Origin of the sequence: Paractinoplanes hotanensis (assembly GCF_023717965.1) — a bacterium.
Classification (GTDB): domain Bacteria; phylum Actinomycetota; class Actinomycetes; order Mycobacteriales; family Micromonosporaceae; genus Actinoplanes; species Actinoplanes polyasparticus.
The window spans coordinates 5,053-28,849 of record NZ_JAMQOL010000062.1; the positions used below are offsets into that span (position 1 = coordinate 5,053).

Consider the following 23,797-nt stretch of genomic DNA (forward strand, 5'->3'; position numbering starts at 1 on the left):
ATGCACATCGAGGACCCGAACTACCAGTGGGTCTACGACTTGCTTTTCTATACCACCGGCGAGCGGCCCCCCGAGGCTGACATCGCTGCTCTACGCGCGATGAGGGACGACCTGCTTCGTACCTCGGCCGCCGTAACGGGTCAGGTCGGCGTCACCGCGGCCCTGATCCACCGGGTGCCCGATCACTTGGAGGGCCCGGCGGCCGACGCGTTCATGCTGTACGCGTCCGACATCCCCAAGAACCTCCCGGCCGTGAGCGCGATCTCCAACACACTGGCGGTCTCGGCTGACGACTTCGCGCGCGAGGCGGAGGCCGCCCAGTACGTAGTCGCCATGATCGCATTCTGGACGGTCTGGGAGATTTACAAGGCCCTCATGACCGGCTTCGGCGCCGCTGCGACGGGCGCCATCATCGCGGTGGGTCGGCAGTTGGTCAAAGAGACACTTCAGGGACTTCGGAACTCGCTGACCGCCACCCTGCGGAACACCGTCGACGACATCGCCCGCGCGACCTCGAACCTGAGCATCACCAAGACCCCGGGCGGCACGAAATTCTCCGACATGACCAAGCTTCAGAAGACCGAATTCTTGACCAAGGGCGCAGTGCTCGAGATGGCCGACGAAGCCGGTGAAGAAGCCTCACTGACCGCGGCTGCACAGGGGATGCAGGGCATCCAGGGAAACCGTGACGGTTTCGATGTCAGGGACATCGCGACATCCGCCGGCATGGGTGCCGCCGCCGCAGGCGTGATCGACGCCTACGCGAAAGCCGGCAAGGTCGCGCTCCGCGGAGTCACGAACAAGAAGGTCGCCGACTACCTCGTCGATCAGAAACACACCTCGAGCATCAGGCAGATGGGGCTGAGAAGCCTCTATCACGGTGCCAATGAAGCCGCAGGCGAAGCCACAGTCGTGACGGCCATGGGTGGCAGCTTCGGGGGCCTGCAGGGCGTGGCCACCATTTCGTCCTCGATGTTCCACAGTCTGGCCACCGGCCTTCCCGTGATCGGTGTCGTGCCCACGCACGTGCCCAAACCCGACAAGGGCACGGACACGCCGTCGATGCCCGACCTCGACAACAACGGCACACCGAGCACCGGGACCCCACCCGCCGGCGGCGGCCCGCAGGGCAACGTGGCTGCCCCGGCCGGCACGCCCGCACCCGTCAACTCCGGCACCGGGCCATCACCGACCGGCTCCGGCGCGGAGAACCGGCCGGCTCCGGGCGGCGCGGCTGACCCGGACGACCGGGGAACGACGCCGGGCGGGTCCGCCGACGACGGCCGCCCCGACGCGGCCGGCCACAGCAATGCCGCGAACCCGTCCACCACAGTCGACGGCCCAGCGACCGGCAACCAACCGGCAACCAACAGCACCCCCAGCGCGAACGGCACCCCGGCGGCAAGCGGCACCCCGGTGCCGAGCGGCATGTCCGACGCGACCGGCGCGCCCCTGGCGAGCAGCACCCCGGTTCCGAGTGGCGCGCCCAGTTCCAGCGGCACCCCGATGACAGGCGATACCCCCGTGTCCGTCGGCGCTCCCCCCGCTGGCGGTAATGCGGCCGTGGGCGGAACCCCCGCTGCGGGCGGCTCCAGCTTGACGGGCGGCAGCACCACTCCGAGCGCCTCGCCCACCGGCGGGGCCCTCTCCTCCCCCAGCGCCTCACCCACAGGCGGCAGCACCACCCCCAGCGCCTCACCCACGGGCGGCACCTCCTCTCCGAGCGGTACCGGCGCTGCGGCGAGCCCGTCGGCCGACGGCGGGAAGGCCGTGGACAGCCCAAGCTCCGCGACGCCTGCGCCTGCGCCTGCGCCTGCCAGTGTCAGCGCGGCCGGCAACGCCTCGCTGGCGACAGACGTGTCCGCACCGCCGGCTCAGCCTCAAGGCCTGGCCGGCCTGGACGGTCCGATCAGCAGTGCGCCCGACGCCCTTGCCGCAGAACCCATCGGGGTCTCAGCACCGTCCACCACTGGCACGCCGACAGCCGGCCCGGCCCCGACCGGCACATCCAGCCCGAGCCCGACCAGCACGCCCGCACCTAGCCCGGCCACAACCGGCACGGCCTCATCAAGCCCGACCCCGACAAGCACGACCTCATCAAGCCCGGCCACCTCCAGCACCACCAAAAGCGAGGGCACCACCAAAAGCGAGGGCACCGGCACCAGCGAGGTGAACCGCCCAGCGCCCGAGCGCCCCGTACAGCCCGCCGATGTCACCGTCGCGACGGGATCGCTGACGGCGACCGGTCTGCCCGGGCTGGAGTCCACCCTCGTCTCCACGGTCGTACCCGCGCCGACATCCGGCGTCTCCGACGCGGTCGTCGGCTCGGAAGACGGAGCCCCGGCCGACACGCCCGCCGAGCAGGGTCAGCAGGCCACCTCCGGGATGCAGCCGGATTCCGGCTCGAGGACCGTGATGGTCAATCGGCACCGGGTGCAGGTTCGCACCGTACGCAATGGCACCCGGCACCAGTTCGTCCTGGTCCCGGACGACCAGTGGGCACAGCTGGCCGATGCCACCCTCATGCCCGACGGAACCAACCCGGCCCTGATCGTGCATGGCGGCACATCCGGCACGGTCACGGTTCCGGTACGACGAGCCAACGGCAACCACGGGCAGGCCGTGCTCACCCCGGACGAGGTCGGCATCCTCATGCGAAAGCTGGCGCCGGAGGCCCCGTCCTGGTCGCTGGTCGCCTGCGGGACCGGCGCCGTCGACGGCGGCTTCGCCCAGCAGACCGCCGACGCCATCGGTGTCGACGTGCTGGCTCCGGTCGGCGCGGTCGCGGTCGGAGCCGATGTGGCAGGCGGCTTGTCAACCCGTGACAGCACGAGCTGGCAGCTGTTCGTGCCCGACGACTCTGTCGGGTCAGGCTGGGACGTCCTCAACGACGAGCGAGAGTTCGAGGGCGTTCTGGCCATGGACGACCCGGCCCGCACCGGGCTCGAGATGTCCGTGGACGCCCCGTGGGAGGAAGACGTCCACGACGTGGACGCCGCCGCGACGCTGGCGGCGAGACTTGCGCCGTTGAGGCAGTTCTCTGAGACGGACCCGGCCGGCAACGCGAAAGCCGACCTGATCCTGATGGCCTCACCGACTCTGGACCGCGTGTGGCTGGCGGTCCGTCTCCCCAACCGGGACGAGCTGGTGAACCTGGGCTCCTCCCAACTGGAAGATCCTGTTCTCGACGAGTCGCTGACCGTGCTGGCCGCCACCACCATGGGCGCGGAAGGACTGGCCGAGGCTGTCCGGTTCAGCGAGGAGAGTCCCCAGCTCTGGGCCCAATCACTGCGCGTGGGGAACGCGGAGTTCACCCGCCGGTTCTGGTCGAGGGCTGCCGGTAAGCGCATCACCGACGCCCCGCAGACGGCCGGCGTGCCAGAGTTCATCCAAGCGATGCGGCCGTGGTCGAACCGAACGTGGTCAGACGCGGACACGCCCGTGGCCCCCCTGGAGGGAGAACATCTCCTGGCCTTGGAGCGTGCTCACCAGATGCTGGACAGCCAGGACGAGCAGGCTCGGCTTTCGGCCATCAGGTGGGCACGTCACCAGGTCGCCCTGGACCATCAGCGTCCCGCGGTCATCGGCCCGCCCACGGCCGCTCAGAGGCATCAGCTAGGGCTTTTGGAGGACTTCGCCACGCTGGTCGCGGCGGAGAGCGTCGAGAATTCGCGGGAGGACGCCATCGAATTCTCGCAAAGCCTGGGCCGTTCCTACGGCACACTGCGAGACTTCACGCCTTTCATGCCGCCCACCACACTGCAGGCAATCGGCTCCAACGGCTGGCAGAGAAAATACGACGAGCTCACCGAGCCGCTTCGCCGGTTCGTCATTCAGTCGCGGGACGGCCGGTTGCAGGATATCGAACTCATCCTTGTCGCCGCGCCGCCACGAGTCCGGTCCGGTGACATCAGCCCGGGTCACGCGGTTGTTGCTTTTCGCCTGCCCAACGGCGAACAGGTCGCCCTCGGGTTCTACCCGGACCGCGGCCTGTTCGGCGCGCAAGGCGCCATCAAGGACGACAACACTTACATCACGGCCCCCAAGACACGGGTGCTCGCACGATTCGCCATCAGCGGGGGCCACCTGACCGAGGCGTTGGAGTTCATCGATGAACACAAGGGCGACGACTACCATCTCTTGACACAGAACTGTGTGGTCTTCGCCATTGGGCTGGTGTCGGCGACGATCGGCAAGGATGTCGTCGGCAAGCCGGTCACCAGCCCCCGCCAGCTCATCGACGCTCTTTATCAGAACGGAGCCTGGGCCGACGAGGGTGCCGGCCGCCTCGACCTGACCGACCGGGCCAAGCAGAGGCTTGTCTCAGCCAATCATTACCTCGAGCTGGTCGGCACCCGGACACGGGGACACGCCGCGGCGATTTCGTGGGCGAAGTTCCAGATCGCGATCGACCACCAAAGGCCGTTGGTCGTCGCCACCCCGGACGGGCGGCAACAGCAGCAGCTCGACATGCTGGACGCGTTCGCCACGCTGGTAGCGGCCGAATACCACGCCAAGGGCAAGAGGGCCGCCGTCGCGCTGTCCCAGGATCTCGGCCAAGACCATGGAACACTCCGCACCCCCGGGAACGTCGAGCCGCAGTACCTCGAATCCGAGCCCGCCACCATCTCCCTGCCCACCGAAGGCCCCTCGTCAGTCGGACAGACCTACGAAGTGTTGTCCGAATCGGAGATCAGCCGGGCCACCTCCGTGGAGACGGTATTCGACGCCGGCGACGCGTTCGACTCGCCTCCGGCCTCAGCCGGCGTGCGTGCTGTTGACGACCGCTCACCCGGGGATCGCGCCCGCCAGGCGCTGGGCCTATCGGCCACCCTCCGGGAGCCGGGCCGGTTGGACGATGCGGCACTGCGCGAAGTCGTAGCACAGGTGATGACCTCCGTCCGGGGCGAGTCCACCGTGAAGCAGCAACTGCCGGACGAGTTGTCCATGACTGACTGTGTCGAGCTGGCGAACACCTACGTCGCCCTCGTACACCCACGCGTCAGAACCCTCGAGTCGATCGACGACCTCGCCCTCGACCGCGGCGGCGTGACCGGCGTGCGCGCCGGACTCGTCGCGGGCCCCGGTTGGGCAACCGTCGACGACGCGAACGCCTTGCACCGCCTCGTCGACGACCTCGGCCCCGGCGCCACCGCCATCCTGGTGGAAAGCCGCGGGAACGGCCGCATGGGGCACGTCCGCGCCTGGCAGAACACCCGGGACGGCCTCCGCGGAGTCGACCCGCAGAACACTCAGAAACAGGTCTACCCCCTCGACCGGCCCGACCCGATCGGTAGCAGGACGGAGGGGCCGGACAGCCGCGCGGGCATCAGACAAACCTGGGCCGTGGTCATCGACAGCAATGGCCGAGTTGTCGACCCCACCACCCGACGCGAAGAACACACTTGGGCCGACCCGTGGTCGACCTCGGCCCTACCCGCACTCATCGACGCCCCGACCAGCCACGAATTCGGCGCCCACGCCGAAGAGGTCGAACTGCACAACGTCTGGTTGTCACAAGGCGGCAAGAAGTTGCCGGGAAAGACTGTGCTGGCGACGTCGAGAGACGGCTCCGTCACCATCGTCGCCGACAACAAGACTGTCTGGGTCGGCGAGAACACCCAGCTGTTCGAGAGCGAGCAGGCCAGGAGTTCGGCGGGAGTGCGACGCCACCCCGACCTTGACCGACTGACAATCTCGGTACCGGAGATCGTCAGTGTGCCGGGCCAAGTGCTCATGAACGAGACAGGGGCGGAGCTCAACAACGTTCAGAGGTGGCGCAACGACGCCGTGACACGGCTGTGGCGAGCCAAACCACCCACGGAAGTCACGGATCACCACACTCTGGGCTCTCTTCTTTCCTCAGAGTGGTACGACGTCACGCCGGAACACCGTGACGCTACGGTCTACCTTCTGCCCGGCATGCACGCGGATGCGCCGCTGTATGTCCAGTTCACCGAAGACGTGCCCATGGCCGGCGTCTACCACTTCCTCGAGCGTGTCGCGGCCGACGCCCGGCCGATCGAGCCGAACAAGGGTCTGCTGGAGGCCTCACTTAGGTTCGGGCGCGACGTCGGGGCGCTCTTCGTAGCGCAAAAGTACGGTGTCCGGCCGCGGAACGAGGACATCGCGTTGCTGGCCCCGATGTGGCCCGTCGCCTCGTTGAGCGGGACCATGGCTCTCACCTTCGTCGTGACCGCCGGCGTGACGGAATGGCAGGTCGAGCGCCTGGCATCGCTGAAGGGCCGGATGGCGGTGGCGTCGCGACACTCCCTCCGAACGCTCCGGGACGCCCTCGGACCGGAGATCCAGCAGTTCCTGTCGGACCATGTCGCCGATATTCACTCGCTTTTCGCGTCTCACTTCCTCCGCCAGTTGCCCGGATTCCCTGCGGCTTACAACGACCGGCTCGGCCTGCCGCGGAGGACCCCGGTAGATATCTCTTCGATTACGCTGACCGATGAGGACAATGCCCTCATCGGCACCGTCGAGCAGGTCCTGAGCGAGGTCCTTGCTCCCTCACCCCAGGATCCACCCATCCGTCCCGGCCATTTCTATATCGCGGAATCCAGATCCGGCGGCACCCTGAACCAGCGTGGCCACGGAATGCAGGCTCTGCCGCCCACCGTCGCCATCGAGGTTCGCTACTACGGCCGGCCGAAGGCCACCCACTCCGACCTCGCCAAGAATTTCAGCGACTTCGAGATGCTCGACCGGGACTCGCACGCCTTGAGGAACGCCGCTCAGACCGCGGACTACAGCGCCATTGCCTCGGGCTGGCTCGCGAGTCCTCCAGGACAGACAATCATCGGTGAACTGTTGCGGGCGGTCGGCGCCGAAGGAAGACCAAGCCAATCGGGTATCGCGCGGCTACGTCGCTCGATCTCCGAATACGTGCAGGCACAACCAGGAACATACTGGTACGTGAAGGCTGCGTTCGGCCCCGCCGAGTCCCGGTTCGGCCAAGAACTGGTCACACCCCCCGTTGCTCCGCCCGTCCAGGGTCAGTGGGTGGGGCGCCATGGCCTCGGTGCCCCACCCCGACCAGCCCACGACGACATCTCCGGCCTACGGTGGTGGGCGCCGGACATCCCACCGGAATCCGACCTCGAAGGCGAATTCCATCGTCGTTACGACTGGCTATCAGAGATCAACAGTCCGAACCGCGACCCCGGCGACGAGTTCACCAACTGCCTCTACACCGCGATCTCCCTGCACCAGTCCTGGAACAACGACCAGGTCTGGCAGACCCCGGAACTCAACGAAACAGCACCCTGGACCTACGCGGTCAACTACGCCCGAACCTCCACCGACCAAGACGACGACGCCACCCGCTCCCTTATTCAAGTAGCCGACTACCAAACCATCACCGACGCCTACAACCACCGCACCGACCGCACCGACCAGGCCCACGCATTCCTGATCGTCCAGGAACAAGACCGGCCGGCCCACGTCCACAACATCGTCGACTCGGCCGATGGCCTGCTCATCATCGATAGCCAAACCGGCAAGCCCGCTTCATTGCCGAACGACCCCCAGGCCCTATATCACATCTCTGTCGGGCCCGTCGCCGTGACTGTTCCCGGCGCCGCGGTGGACGCCGCCACCCTGAACAGCCTCGACCGGGCCGTCGACGGCGAGATGACCCACGACAGCTCACCGGCCGCACCGCCCGAGACCGAACCAACCGCAGGAAACCTCACTCGAGACGACTCGGACGCGCAACAGCCCACACACCAGAACCTCCGCGAGGGGGCCCCCTCGGTGGCGGACCGGGCCCGCGCCCGGTTGGGACTCGACACGCAGGCCGGGCCGGCGCCCGAACCCAGAACGAGGACCCGGGCCGAACTGAACGACATCAGCCGCACCGTGCGCCTCGCCGTCACCGACCCCACAGACCCGGACAACTGCCTGGAACTGCTCCAAGCTCTGCGAGACGAGTTGTACCCCGCCGGCGTCCGGCCCGCAGAGACGCTGGACGACACGGTGATCGGGCCTCGCCGCGCCGGCGAACAATTCGCATCACGCCACGGATGGCCGCGCAGGTCCTCCTGGGCCGAGATCGAATCAGCGGTCAAGGACGCAGGCCCCGGAAGCACGGGATTCGTCCTCATGGGACGCCCGTTGAACGGCGCCACGGTTGCGCCGAACCCCGCGAAGGACCGCACCGGTTCGTACCTGGGTCATGCCTTCGCCGTCTACCACGCCCAAGACAACAAGCTGTACTGGGTCGATTTGCAGCCGGACCGCGTCGTCGCGGCCACCGACCGGCCGCTCACCGAGCAGGAGTGGAGCGAGCGGGGCGGCGACCTGCTGGAGTCGGCCATCGACGTGCGGTCGCTGATCGTTGGCCCGGCCGGCCAGGTCGTATCAGAACCGGCATCCGACATGGAATCCGCTTCGACCGCACGCGCACTCGTCGACTCGCCAATGCCCTGGTACGGACGGGGCGGCACTGAAGCGGAAGTCAATAACGGCTACCTCGTGGTGCCGGGCAGAGAGCTCGGCGATATCCCGGACACCATCGGAACGATTGCATCCAACAGCAACGCCGGACTGGCTGTCGCCATCGACACCGGATTCTTTTATGAGGATGAGGGTCTCATCAAGGCCGGCACGATGCCGACCACTACTAGTCCGGTCCGGCGGCACTTGCCGATTATCGAGGTCGTCATGACGGAGCCTGATCCCGTCATGGCTCAAGAAGGCAGCCAAGAGCGGGTTGAGATCGCAAAACGTTCGAAACAGGAGCGCAGCCGCGTCTTTGACAGAATCAAAGCGGCACCGCAAGCGATAAGAACCTACCACAATCTGCGTAACGGAATTCCGCTTCCCTTACTCTTACCGCCACAAGATGGATGGGTATTCAAATCCTTTCCGCTGGACCAGTTGGAGGCCAGCGAAATCCTGTACATCCCAGCCGTCGCGCCGACCGCGCACCTCCTCCTCCACGCGCAATACACTTTGGCGGTGCCGATCGGCGGGATTCACGGATTCCTTAACCAGGTGCTGCCGAAGACACGAGATGTCGGCACCTCGGCAGTGAGGAATAACTGGGCCAAGGAAATTCTTGCCGACGGCCTGCAGGTATCCATGATGGTCGCCAATAAAATCGCCACGGACAATCCGGGTCTCAGCACGCGGAATTTCAACGAAATCCGTGACGTTATCCTTCTTATCTATACCCACAGCATCGGTCATGCCGCCGGCCTGATCAACCCAGGCCTGATCAAGGGCCAGCTGGCTGCCATGATGCGGATCAATTTCGCCGAGCTCCGAAAAAACATCACGGCGAGAGCAGGAAACCTGCTCCGCCAGAATCGGGAACACGTTCGGAATACGATTCATCTGAACGTAATGAGAATGTTCCCGAACTATGCCTCCAGATATTCCTCGACGCGGGGCCGACCGCTTATCGGCGGGGTCCTCAATGCATCCGATTCAGTGACCGATCCTACGGTCGGCTCTTACCTCGACGAGGTCTTGACATACGGGAGACAGACCCCCATCACGCAGCCCGAAATGTTCGGCGCAATGACGGTGCTGCCCGCGCTGGACCAGTCTCGCCCAGCAGGCCTTCTTCCGCTCGTGCCGCTGGAGCTTCGCGGTATCGGCGAATACCTGACCATCGAACCGGACGAGCTGGAGGAAACCTTCGACCAACTCAGCCAACTTGCCCGGGTGGCCACCGCGCAGGCGGATTACAGCGCGTTCTCGGCGGCCGGCTACCTCCGCGTGGTCCGCTCCTGGATGCCTAACTCGCCATGGACGGCCATACATCAGCGCGCGGAACAGTCCTGGATCGACGATCGCTCCAGCGCCCATATCTATCCGGATCACCCGTCTCATCTCAGCCAGCTGGCCAGCCACGCCCAGCTATTCGAGACGATAACCAGCCCACTCGGCCCCCCGAGATGGTTTCTCCGGCCGGATGTAGCCGTTCAACTGATGCTCGCATATTACGAGCAGCACGACATCGTGCAGGCTTTGAACAGTTTGCGCGGAATCCGCGCCTCCTTCGCGCGATACATCTCCCACCAGATGGGCGGAGCGACACCTCAGCAAGACCCGTTGAGCAACTTCGCACAAACCGCCGTCGACGTAACCGATCGAATCATCGCCAACTTGAATGGACGGGCGACCAACTGGGGACAGATACCGGCCCCGCACCCTTGGCAAACAGTCGGGATGGCATTCACGGAAGACTCCAAGCAAGACGGCTTGGAGGAAAGCTATGCCCAGGCCCTGGAAGCCCAGGACACGAAGCTGATCGGTCTACTCGAATCAGCCCTGAACTCTCGCGCTGCCGCCCCGAACAACCGGCCCGCAAAGGCAGCCGAGTCGTCGACCGAGGAGAACACAACAGCTCGCCTCGACGTGTCGCCCGCGGGTGACTCTGGTAAAGCGGGACGTCCGTCGGGTCCTCGGCCCATGCACGGCACCACGGCAGCCCAGGCGTCTCCGCCTGTACCAGGGTTGCCGACGGCCGCAGAGAGACCGGCCAAGATCGACGCCTCGCGGACGAGCGGCATCAGGCACCGCCCGGCTGGACCTCGCCGCCCGGCGCCCACATCGGCGACTGCCGCCCCCAGTGGCCGGCAACCCTCCACCGATGCCAGGTCCACGGAGCTGAACCCTGCGCCGCCCGCGTGGGGTGACGACTTGATCAGGGAGGTCCTCGAGGATCCCGTGATCGGAGCCTTCGTCGAGGACTTGGGGATCGCTTCAGCTGACCCGGACCGACCAGGGCAGGCCCAGAACGACGTCACGGCCGGTCTCCACCCGGGCTACTCCGACCTGTTCAGGCTCGGGCTCGGGCTCACGCCGAAGTCGCCGACTGCGCCTGAACGTACTCCCGAGGATCGCTTCGTGGGGTTTCATGGCCTCTTGGTCAGCGCCGGGCAGGAGGCCGGCGACGGGCATCCTCTGGCTGACCGGTTGGCCTCCGTGACGAATGCGGTTGCGGCACACAACCCGCTCCTCATCGACACCAGCCGGCTGGACCCGGTGGTTCATGATCCCGCCATCGACGAGCTCGCCCAGGTGCTCGGCGACACCATCGACCGCCGTTCCGCAACGCCGCCCGAAAGCTTTGACAGTCCGTCACCCGTCACCGACGAGAGCAACGACTCCAACCGCGCCCTGGAGAACGTCATGACCGCGGTGGCCGAGTTGCACATTCCCTCCCACTCCGATGCAACCCGAGCTGCGCAACGCGACGAGCTGGATCGGGCCTTGACCCGGACGGCAGATCTGCTCGGAGTTGACGCCGCGCCTGACCTTCGTCCACTACGCCGACCCGTCAGCCGGGCCCGGTCACTCCTGTCACAGCGACCGCATGTGTCAGGCACCAGAGGGCCGGAGGTCACACCCTGGGACTACCAGGACCCACCGGTTACCCCGTCCAACAGCGGACGTGATTCAACGACAACGCGGAGCGATGCTGGATCCTCGTGGCGCTTCTCCGGTGGAGCGGCCCGCGTCGCCAAGGCGCTCGCCCGGCTCCGCGACGTGTTCCGCCGACCGGTCACACCACCGGCCGCGGTGCCGACGGCCGGGGTCCACATCAATACAACGAACGGTGTAATCGTCACACAGCCGCCCCGCCTTTCCGTCACCATCCCGCTCAGCGACATCCTCGCCGACGGACCCGGGTATCACGAGCGGCTGCAGAGTTTCGCCGCCAACGTCGCCCAGCGCACTGAATCCGGACAGGCGGTGGAAATTCACGTAGAGACCGCGGACGCCTCAACGCCCAGCCCGCTGATCGGCGACAACCATTCTCAGACCGTCGTCAATGCACTACTCGGGCAGCTCCAGGAGCTTTCCTCGTCCGGCAGGATCAGCACCGTCCTCAGCGAGGCACCGAGCGCCGGGACACCCGGCGAGCCCACTGTCACGTTGTGGGCTCGTGTCACAACCGAGTTGTCCGCCGCCGATCGCGAGATGCTCGATTCCTTCCGGACGTGGGCCGCAGAACACCTGGAGGACATCTCCGGGCTCGACACGGAGACTTCTCCCCGCTCCCTGCTGGGCAAGACCGCCACCATCGTCCGCGAGCACGGAGTCAGCACGCCGGCGACGGCCGACGACCTCAGCAGCGACCTGCACGGATGGCGTATGGCCGCAGTCATCGCCGAGCACCTGCGCCGCCACCCCGACGACACGGACGGCGCCCACGCCGTCGCTGCCCGGCTTGCCGAAGGCCACCGTCGTACCGGCCACCTCGGCCGCCCTCAGCCAGAAAGCGTCTCGGAAGCCCCCAGCCCAGATGGCGGCAAGCGCGGGGCGCATTCAGGTGTCGTCCACGACAGGCTCCGCGAGTCCCCTCGAGGACCTCGGTCGATGTCGGCCGACAAGCGGGCCGGATCCGAAGCCGCCGATACTCGCGCGACGGTCACTGACGACTCCCAGCGCCTTGCGACTCAGGACAAGAGCAGCCGAGGTGACGGTGGCATCACGCCGGCGCCGGCCGGACTCACCGGCCCGGACCGGACGGACGTGTTCGTAGACCGAGGACCGATATCGACGTCTCGGGCCGCGCCGGCGCCGGCGCCGGCGAACAAGGTCTCGTGGCTGCAGGACGGGGGCCCCATACTGCCCGGCCTTGAGGAGATGGCCACCGCTCTTCGAGCCGACCGGGAACGCGACTTCGAGGAGTCACTCGCCAACGCTCGGCGCTTCTACAGCGATGCGACCTTCATCGCCGAAGACGACCTCATTGCCACCGCATACGTCGCCCGCCACCACGGAACGGGCGAAGCCCGGAAGGTAGCGGATTGGCAGACCGACCCGGACACACCCACGGGTGCGCTGCGGTGGACCGGGAGCTGGGGCCCGATCCTGCCGTCCCGGACCGTGATGAACCGAGAATTGAGCGAGCTCTACGCGGCTGACCGCGAGGGCTACGACCAATTGATCGCCGACGCGATCGGCCACTTGCCCGACGGGGCCGCGGACGGCAGTTCACACCGGACGCTGACGACAGAGGTAGCCGTCACGGCGTACGTCCTGCACCGCTATCAGGAGCCCGCCGGCACCGACGTGGCGAACTGGCTGTCCGAACGCGCTCTGCCGCCCTTGAATGGGCCTGTCCGAGTACCGGCCGACGGATACTGTCAGCTCTACAGCGTGGTCGGCGCGGCCCCGGGACACGTGCTCAGGTTGCTCCAGGACAACGACCTGGGAAGCCCGGAGCTACACGACTGGCTGGGTGACCCGGCCCGGGTGCGCTCCGATCTCGACTACTACGCCACCACATGGCGTCGCGACGAGCAGCGCCTGCTGCCACGGGACGCATTCCCCCGGCAAACCGCCGAGGCCCTCCGCGTACTGGCGGTCGCCTACCTCGACTCACACCACGACGATCCCGCCGGGATACCCCATTGGGTGGTCCTCGGATACCGAACGCACCAGGCCCTGACCATGACCCCGCCGACGATGAGGCACGAGCTCCGATCGCGCGGGATGACACACGTCTCGGACGATGCCGGAAGTATCTATGAGCTCGACCAAGCACCCGACGATGCCATCGAGAACACCTTCTCCGAACATATTCGCACCACACCGGTGGATGCGAGTGAACTCGAAACGATCCGGAACGCGGCAGCGGCCTGGACCGACAACTGGCTAGGAGACGTGGGTGAGGCGTTCCCTCCCCTGCTCGCCGCTGCCCTCGGCCTGCGCATCGGGATCAAGCTGAAGCTCGATACGCCGGCAGGGGCCGCGCAAAGATACTCGGAGCCCGGCTTCTATGGCGTCGAGGGCAACCCCAGTATCGAAGTGGCGCGGAGCGACGATCATTACGAAATCCCCGCCACCGTCCCGGCACAAATTCCACCGGTAGCTGACGAGGCTCCGCCGAAGATCGACGATAGCCGACTCACCGCCGACCACGGAAAGGCCGCCGACCACAATGCGGTGGAAAAGGTCGAGGAACTGCTGAAGTCCATCAGCTCCCCCGGCCACGCCGGCATGACAGTGGCCACGGCCCAGGCCATACCGACCGCGGCAGCTCCTTCCACCCTCGACGTCGCAACTGTCCACGCCATCTTCCCCTGGTTGGACCAGGTCAACTCCGGACACGACGGCGACTTCACCACCAACTGCGTCACGGCCGTCCAAGCCGCGGACATGGCCCTTCGGGACCAGGACCAGGACCAAGCCACATTTCTCGCCCCACCCGACAAACCCCAGCCCGGGTCGCACCTGATCCGCATGCAACAACAACAGCTCGGCCTCGACGACGGCGACAGCCGTATCTGGGCTGCCGGCTCCATTTACGACATCCAAGAGGCCCTGCTCAACGCCCCGTCCGGAGCTCGGGGCATTGTCCTGGTACGTCACGAGAGCACCGGCACCGCTCACGCCTTCAACGCCGTCCGGCACGTCTACGGCGGCAAGCGTGTCGTCAGTTTCCTGGACGCCCAGACCGGCACCGTCGCCCGCCTGCCCGAGAACGCCACCCTCTACTTCCTCCCGCTGACCGATACCATCGCCGCCACTCCCGGCCTCACCGTCGTCCCCTTCGCCACGATCCCTCAAGAGTTCGCAGGCTCGGGCATCGAGGCCGAATTCACCGAACCTCTGACGCTGCTGAGGCCAACAGAGGATTCCCAAGCATCCTCAGGGTCCGCTGAGATCACCGACGTCAAACGTCTTCGGGGCGAGGACCTGGTCATTTGGAGGACCGCGGACAGCAAGGTCGGCTTCCGCCTCACCGTCGAGACCAAAGGTTTCTACCTCGGTCCCGAAGACCAGCTGTACCGCAGTCAGGAGGACGCGATCGCCGATGGTGGCAGCGGCCAGAAAGTTGTCAAAGCCATTCCGGAGTTCATCACCGAGGTGCTGGCCGACCTTCCGGTCGAAAGCGGGAACCGGATCGACCCCGACCCGGTCTGGGACGCGCTGCAGGAAGTGGAGCAGGCTTTCGCTGACCTGCCCGGCATGGAGGGCGAAGCGCCCGCGGTCGATCTCGGAAGGGTCTTCCAGGGCGACGCTTTCGAAATCACTGAGCTCGGTCAACGGGCGAAGATCGGCCGACGGCCTCTCGGTGACTGGCTGGGCGCGCACTTCCACACTACGATCGGCGTGGTCCAGAGCGGGCTCTACCATTTCCTCGATCACGTCGCGGAACACACCTGGCGAACCACCGACCGCGGATACAACACCCAAAGCCATCTGCTCGACGGCCTAGCGCTCGGCCGAGAAGTCGCCGCCCGATACCACTACGCCAAACAGCACGGGCCCACCAGCCTGTCGGCCCTCTCGGACGAGCACAGTGCGTCCTTGCCCGTCCCGCTCGAAGATCGAGACGTATCCATCATCGCCGGTCACGTCGCCCTACTGGCCTCGAACGCGGCTGCTTACGCCGAAATGGCGGTGCACAAAGGGCTGTCAAAAGAACTTGTCGCGGTCGGCTCGCGGGTCTCGTTCAAGGCAGCGCTAAACAACCTCGAGCCCGACCTGCAGAGTTTCCTGGCGGCTGATCGCGAGTTCATCTGGCGCCGCTTCGAGCAGCACTTCCGCGGCCGGGTTCCCGACTTCGCCGATCGATGGAAAGAGGAGAACCCTCGCCCGGACGACTGGGTGTTCAATCTGGGAGACGTCGTCGGAACCTCGACGGAACGGCTCGACGTCTACTTCGAGGGTGGCCTCGATCCGGAAGGCGAGGACATCGACCAAAGCATCTTGGACATCGAGACGACCTTGCCCGATCTCGACCGAAGCCCCGACCCCCTGGTGGTCGTGGAAGTCCGCTCCTACGGCCAACGACACGCCTCAGTGAGTACCGCTCGAGAGGACCACAGGCGCCTTGTCGAGATCGTCGCCGAAGCCCACGAGCGGGATCGGAACTGGCCCACAGAAGCCGGCGAATCGTCGCCCCAGGAGGACACGACAACTCGGCTCGGCGTGCTTGCGCCTACGTCGGCGCCGACGGCCATGGAAGGGCCGATCGAGACGCGTACGGATGAACCGGTCTCTCAGCCGCCCGTGACGACCGGCTTCAGCCTGCTTGCAGCACCATCCCGTCCTCGCGGCCCCAGGCCGAACCCGGCCGGCAGGGGGGCGAGTGCCGACGCCGCTCCACCGCACCTCGACCAACTGGTCACCGCGGTGAACGACCACCTGAACGACTCGGAGACCGTGGCCATGGTGTCACCGGCGCTCGTTCTGGAGACGTACCGGGCGCTCGCTCCAAGAATTGCCTCCATCCCGCTCAGCTATCAAGCGCGGAGAGTCGCGCAGAAACTACGGCCCAGCGATCCGCCGGTTCCGGCCGACCTGACGAGCGCCGACCGGGAGATGCTCAACCGTTTCCGCAGGTGGACCGGAAGGCAGACCGACGGCGCTCCCTGGCTCGGCACGGGTGAGTCCCCCGCCGACCTGCTGGAAATGGGCATCGACATCGTCCGGAGCCACGGAATCAGCGTGCCGTTCCCGATCGACGGTGCCGACGTCGCACTCGACAGCGACTCTCACGGCTGGCAGATGGCAGGAGTCATCGCCGAACACCTACGCCACCATCCCGGCGACTTCGACACCGCCCTCGCCATCGCCGCCATCCTCGCCGACGGCCACGAGCGCACCGGCCACCTCCCCGGCGGCAACAGGCCTAGGCCCGACCGCGTCATGGCAGAAACTGACGAGGCCGGCTCGGCCGGAGCCGACATCGGCGTTCTGAATGCCGGCCAGATGTCTGACAGCAGGCGCCAAGATTCCTCCAGCGGCGTCGCCGTTCCTGATGATCCCGGCGACACGATCTCCGCCACCACATCCTCACCAGCGGTCGCCGCAGCCATAGACACCCTCCAGCCCTGGGACGGCACCACTCCCGACTGCATCACCCGCGTCGAAACCGTGCTCACCCACCTCGGCGACAGCCCACAAACCCACCACGAACCCACCACCACCGACACCACCCTCATCACCACCGCCCTCGGCGCGGAACGATTCCAGAACGCCGGACTCGATGCGCTGGCGAATCTGCGACCCGGCGCTATCACCGCCATCCGCATCCACCGGCCTAACCGACCCATGCACATCGTCCTCGCCGAACGCCTCACCAACGGCACCCTCGTCCTCATCGAAACCCAGACCACCGGGGACAGCCCCTACACCCCCATCAACCCATCACATCCCCTTCCCGGCACCCTGACCGGCATCACCCTCATGCCGATCACCGCCGACGGCCAACTTGCTCAGCTCACCCCCTACCACGGACCCACCCCCCACGGCACCGTCACCACCGACCGCACCCTCGATGCCCTCCTCGACCCCTCCACCACCCACCACCCCGGCATGCGCCGGTCGGACGCGGCGAGAGCACGATGGAGACAAGCGCAGACTCACTCGAACCGGCGGTTCGCCGGACACGACGAGGCCGGGCAGCCCGCCGAGTTCTCCCTGGGATCCGTCGAGCTCGAGCCGCTCCATGACCGGTCGGGACGGTGCTACGGCGTCTCTTTCACTCCCGGCATGTCGACCGAGTACCTCGCGCCGTGGTTCCGGCGAGATTCTCCCCGCGATATGACGATGTGGGAGGACACCGCTCAGAACGACAATTCGGCGGCACGGTCGATGACGGTGACGCCACCCTGGGCCGGGGACAGCGAGACAATCGTGATCGCCGTCCATGGCAATCCGACGAACGCCGAAATGCAGCGGACGGACGGCGACACAGTCGAGATCGACGGTCGGACGCTCGCTGATGTGGTGATCGAAGAAGGCTTCTTTGCCGGCCGTTACGCCGCTGGGATCCGATCGATCACCCTGATCTCCTGCGAGATCGGCGCGTTGACCCGGGATGGTGGTGTCGCCCACGACTTCTGGTCCCGTCTGCGCGAACTGAACTACGACGTCCGCGTCTATGCCACCTCGACAGCGTCGTATGTGACCTTCGACCAGGTCGACAACGGTCTGCCGGCGGCGATCGACCCGCCCAGCCTAGGCGTACACCACGGCGGTCACTGGAACGTCTTCGGCGATACGCGCCCCGCGCATGAGGACGCGATCGTCGCCGAGCTGATCGCGGCGTATTGGAAGGGCTGGGGATACGCCACCACGGCACAGATCTCGCAGTCGATCCCGTTGTCCGACCGCCGCCGGACTCTCGCCCTGATCGCCGGGGTGGCCGACACGCTCGGCCAGGAGGTTGCTCGCACCGGTGTCCTCGATCTGACGGCCGTCAAGCCGATGGTCGATGGACACGCCCGTCCCGACCTGGTGTGGCGGGCGGCACTGGAAGTGCTCAGCGATCAGCAGGTGTGGAGCGAGATCCGATCCATCCGTGATCTCTACGCCGTATCGAACCAATGGCACGCCGTCCACTTGCCGGCGCAGGCTCGGAGTCTGTTCACGATCGTCGGGCCCGCCGATCCCCACGGTCACAGACCCACCCGGCTGGTCAGCGACACCGCCCTCGACGAAACCCCGCAGCTGCGTGACGGCTTGGCTCGCCGGGAACCAGCCCCCGTGGTCGTGCCGTTCGAGCGGAAGCGCTCCGATGTCGACGATGTGTCGCGGTCGCGGGAACTTGTGGCGCTGGGACAGTGGATGGCCGAGGCGGGCGCCGAAGCGCGGGCCTCGAACGAGCTTCCGCCGGTCGCTGCGATCACTGGGTACGGCAACGGCCAGTTCGGACTCCGGCGGGAGGAGACCGCAGTGAACCGCGCGGAGCTTCGCGCCGCGGCGGTCCACACCTTCCTTACCAGGGAACTGCTGGAGGCGGGCCTCGATCGCGTGACCGTGTCGAGGTTGCTGCCGGCTGCGTTCATCTCGGGCGAGCGGTCAGTCCGCAGTGGGCAGGCCGGCCGCTATGCCGAGGTAATCGTCTTGCCGGCCTCAAGCATGGCCGGCCAGCAGGGACTCGGTGCCCGCCGCACAGCCGCCGAAGATGACATCTCCGGCCTGCACTGGTGGCAGCCGGACACCGCAGGACACGCCGGCCCCGAGGACCTCTTCCGGGAACACTTCACCTGGCTGGCCGACCTGAACGAGCACAATCCCGGCTCGGACGACGAATTCCTCAACTGCCTCTACACCGCCATCGCCCTGCACCAGTCATGGTCGAGCGACCACGTCTGGCAAGCCCCCCAACTCAACCACACCGCACCCTGGACCTACGCGCTCAACTACGCCAACACCACCACCAACGACAACACCCGCACCCTGACACAGGTCACCGACTACCAAACCGTGGCCGACACCTACCACCAACGCAACAACGACGCCCCGGACGCTCACGCATTCCTGATCGTCCAAGAAGAAAACCACCCAGCACACATCCACAACATCGTGCACACCACCGACGGCCTACTCATCATCGACAGCCAAACCGGCACGCCCTCCTCACTCCCCGCCAACCCCCAAGCCATCTACCACCTCCCCATCGGAACAGCCGCAGTCAACGTCCCCGGCACTCCCGTAGATGCCGACACCCTCGACCACCCCAACCCCGACTACACCTACAAGGGGACGTTAGAAGACGCCGACCCCGATCGCGAAGACACGACCGTCACCGAAGACTTCATGCGAAGTGGCCTGGAGCGGGCACTGTCCGATGCCCGGGCGGCGAAGCCAAGGGACCCGGAGTTGATCGCCCGGCTGGAGACAGCGTTGGCGTCGTGGTCGCCGGCCACCGACGCTACAACGGACGCCGCCGACAGGACGGACCCACCTCGAACGTCGCGGGGGCCCTCCAGAACGATCCAGCGACGCAATGCTTCGGCCCGCCGCCAAGCGCCGTTCACGCAGACTGTCGACTCATCGAGAAACGGCGGAACGCGGGACGGCCAAAAATCGCCGTCACGTCACCGGAGGAATCAGCTCAGCGCTTCGGAAGCGCGGGCGCACCGCGCAGTTCGCTCCGGATGGCAACGAGACGACACCCGGCAACTGCACGGACCGGTGCCCCGCTGGCAGCGAGACACCACCGTTCTGATGTTCCACCCGTCGACAGGCATGCCCTCGGTCCCGGAGCGAGCGGCCGCCATCGTCAACCGACTGGAGGCGGCGCGGAGGGGAGCGGATCAAGCACGCGCCCAGAACCCGGCCCTGAAACTGACACACCCCATGTTCGGTTGGGATGTCTTCCTTACTCGTCGCGTTCCCCCACTGCCTCCAGGGATACCGCCGATCAATATCAACCGTGTGCACACCTGGCAGATGCGAGCCTTCTTCGAGCACTTCGATCTGCGCAGGCCGCATCGCCCGCCCACCGGCCTGAGGATCGACCAGCTTGAGAGCCGTGCCGACAGTGTCTGGAGTGTCGCGGCACAACCTGGCCGCCGGTACCCCTCGTTGCCGCCCCGATTAGCGCAATGGCGACAGGGCCTGGATCATGCGAATCAGCCGATGGAGTTGTCGCGAACCATTTTCGCGGTCTGGCTGGGAAGCTCTTTCGGAGGCCCGAACAATGCTTCTCGCCGGCAGAACCTCGCCGCTGCGGCTCAACTGGTCCGGGCGGCAGGCTGGCGAGTCGTGCTGGTCACGGACACACCCCGGTCGAGTTTCGAGCAGGCTCGCTGGGCGCCTCAGGAAAGGCCGGACGAAGCGCTTCTGCTGAATTGGGCTTCAGATCAGGCGGCCGGCATTGGCATTGTCAACGTTTACGAAATCCTTGGCGGTGAGCCGTCCGCCTGGGAGTCAGAAGCATTTATGCTGGAGATGAATAAGCAGACAATTCGGGGCTACGTGGCGGCCAGCGACATCCTGCGCATTCAGCTACTGTCGGCCGCCGGCGGCATTTACATGGATGCGGACGACCGTCTGAATTATTTCCAGCCGTTCGAGGTCGAATTCGGGAGTGCCGGCTTCGCTACACGGACAGGCAACGATTTCATCATGGCTGCCCGAGATCACCCTTTCGTCAGGGAATACCAAAAAAGCGTCGCGGAACGATACTACATGCGACAACCGGACCTTTACCGTTTGGAGGCCGAGAACTACAACGGCGACCTCTGGAATCGGGTTTCCGAACAACAGAGCCGCGACCTGGTAGCTGGAAGCGTGGCGCGTCGCCGGTACTCGGTGCACAGTCGGACCGGACCGCAGAATCTGCTGCCCGCGTTGCTAGCGCTCGGTTACGGCGATGCCAACCAAGACCGCGGCGGTGCCGAACAAGTCCGGGTGAAGGTAATTCCGGCCGCCGTGGTCACGGCGGGTACCGATAACTCCTGGCTGACTCCCGGCACCTCACCGTTGAGCCCGCACAGGAGGTACCGGCAGGACGAGGTCGATGTCGTCGTCCAGCGGGCCATCGCCACACTCCTGCGGGAGTTGATCAATCGCCCCGGCGACCTGCATCTGACCTTGGTAGCCCCGGCTCTCGGAGGTCTGCCGGATCCCGCTGCGGCTTGGGACGCCGTACTCACCTTCATCACCACCCGGATCCCACCCACGCCGCCTCCGACAACGGTCACCCACCGCAGCATGTATTACTCCGGCCCTGGTCAGACGAGTGTGGCCAGAGTGCCGGACGCGGTCCTGAGGAAGCTCGGCGTCAACCCGAACACGGAAGACGGAGAATGGCGGCTGGGCGAGTTCACCACGCCGCTGCCGCCGCGTCCGCCCATAGCCGGACCCTCGCACGGCCGCGGGGCCACGGGTCGCTACTACGTCCTCCGGGGCGGACCACACCTGGTCGGTATGGCATCGGTTGACGACTCCCTGGACCGGGGCCTGCGGGCGGTCTTCGGCGGCCGCGCGCGAACCTCTGACGCAGAGGGTGCGAGGCCGGCTGCGGCGGGGGGCGGGCCGGCGACACACGGCGACAGCCGGCATCCCCGTGCTGCTCGCCTCACAGCCGAGGAACTGATCGCGGTGCTGGACACCATGACGGTGCCCACCCCGCAACGACACCCGGTTCTGGGTGGCGACTTGTTCAGACTGCGACAGCCTCTCGACGGCCCCGAGTTCCTCGAGCCCATCGACATCGCGCAATTGTCGCCCGATCAGGTGCACAGCTTTCTCAGCCAGATCGACCTCACTCGCGACGATGCCGCAGTCCCATCGCTCGTCTCCCCCCATGTGCTCACCTCGAATGCCGAATCGCTGTGGGTATTCGCCCCAGAAGCGACATACAAGCCGGATGCCACTGGGTTCCCGCAGCCCTACACCCCGCCTGTGGTCCGGGTTCCGCGACTGGTGCACACCATCTGGCTCGGATCACGGCTGACCCCCGACACCTCGGCGAAGAGCAGCTTCCGGGACAACATCGAGAAGCTCGCCAAACGGGTCGCCGCCGACCAGGTGCGCGTCGTGTTGTGGACCGATATCCCGCGGTCGGAGCTGAACAGCCCCACCGAGGACACCGCTTCCGTACTCGATTGGGCGCGGACGTCGAACATCATCGTAGTGAGCGCCGACGAAGTGTTCCACGCAGGCCAGCCGATGACACTGGACTCCTACTACCGCGCGGAACTCAACCGGCTCACCGGGGCCGGCTATGCGGCCGCCAGCGACATCCTGCGCCTGGAGATCCTCGACAGATTCGGCGGCGTCTACACCGACGGCGACAACACTCTGCCGGACAACGCGGATCTCCCGGCCAACGTACTCAACGTTGCTAAACAGGGCGGGTTCGCCATCGATTCCGCCGACGGACGGCGGAACAACGCGGCGATGATCTCAATGGCCGGACACCAGGTCTTCGACGCTTTCCGCGCCGTCATCGTCGAACGCTATGCCCGCCCGGTTGACGAGCTCATTCCGGACGATTCGAGGAACCGTCAAGAGAGCCGCCGATGGATATCCAACCGGAACATGGCCGTTCACCGCAATCCGATCATGCACCGCACCGGCCCGGACATTCTTTCCGCGGTCGATCAGCGGTTTGGTTCCACCATCAACGCGATGGGTTTCTTCGCCCTCGGTTCCGCCCAGACGTGGAATCCCAGGCCGACCTTCACACCGGCCCGTCACTACACCGAAGACGAGACGCCCCGGGTGGTGGCGATGGTCGTCGACACCCTGGGATACCAGCTGATCGACCGCCAGGGCGACCTCTATCTGACCGGCGTGGCCCCGGTCATCAACGGCCTGCCCCATCCCGCCGACGGATGGCACGCGGCGATCTCCTACATCCTCACCCACCCTGGCATCTTCCCGGAGATCACCTCCATCACCGACCGCATCATCGACGACACCAACCAGGACCTCCTGGTCGGACTGCCCGCCGAACTCTACGAATGGTTCGGCCTGACCGAGACACCCGAGCCGGACACCGACCGATGGGTCCGCGGGGAACTGGTCCGCCCCATCAAACGACGCTCCACCACCGCGTCCCGGCAGGCCCTGAGGACAGAACAACACGATCCCGGTCAGCAGAGCGGGCCCGATTCCTTGCTGTACGAGCTCGTCGCGAGCGGCCCAGGACGGGTGCACAGAGTGCTCTGGCCGGACGGCCGGCCACCGGCTGCCGACGTCGATCTGGCTGAATGGCTGTCCCATGAGGAGGCGGTCCACGACGAACTCGAGACTTTGCAGCAGGCAAGCACGACCACCTCGCCGCCCGGGACCTACCTGGCCCGCGCAGCGCACGCCCTGCGTGCCAAGGCTGTTGCCAACCTGGGCGGCCTCCCCGACGACGAGGTTTTGCGCCTGGCTGAAGTGGCCGAGCCACTGCCTGCCAACAGCGTCGATCACTTGTCGTTCCACTACATCTTGATGCGCGTCGACCAGCTCAAAGTTCAGAACCCGGCGCTAACCACCGAAGACGCCGTCCGCCAGATGACGGCCGAGGACCAGCCCGGCCCCGACGACACCGCGATGCGCGAAGCGCTCGTCGCGCATTACC

The 23,797-nt window shown here is 66.3% G+C and carries 1 protein-coding gene (cut by a window edge); it reads left to right on the top strand.

Going from position 1 to position 23,797, the window contains the following annotated elements:
- Positions 1–23,797, top strand: partial view of a toxin glutamine deamidase domain-containing protein gene (locus LXN57_RS39185; RefSeq protein ID WP_251803289.1) — the 5' portion only. It continues 10,937 nt past the right edge of the window; 23,797 of the gene's 34,734 nt are visible here — the first part of the coding sequence; it begins with the start codon at positions 1–3; its stop codon lies off the right edge, out of view.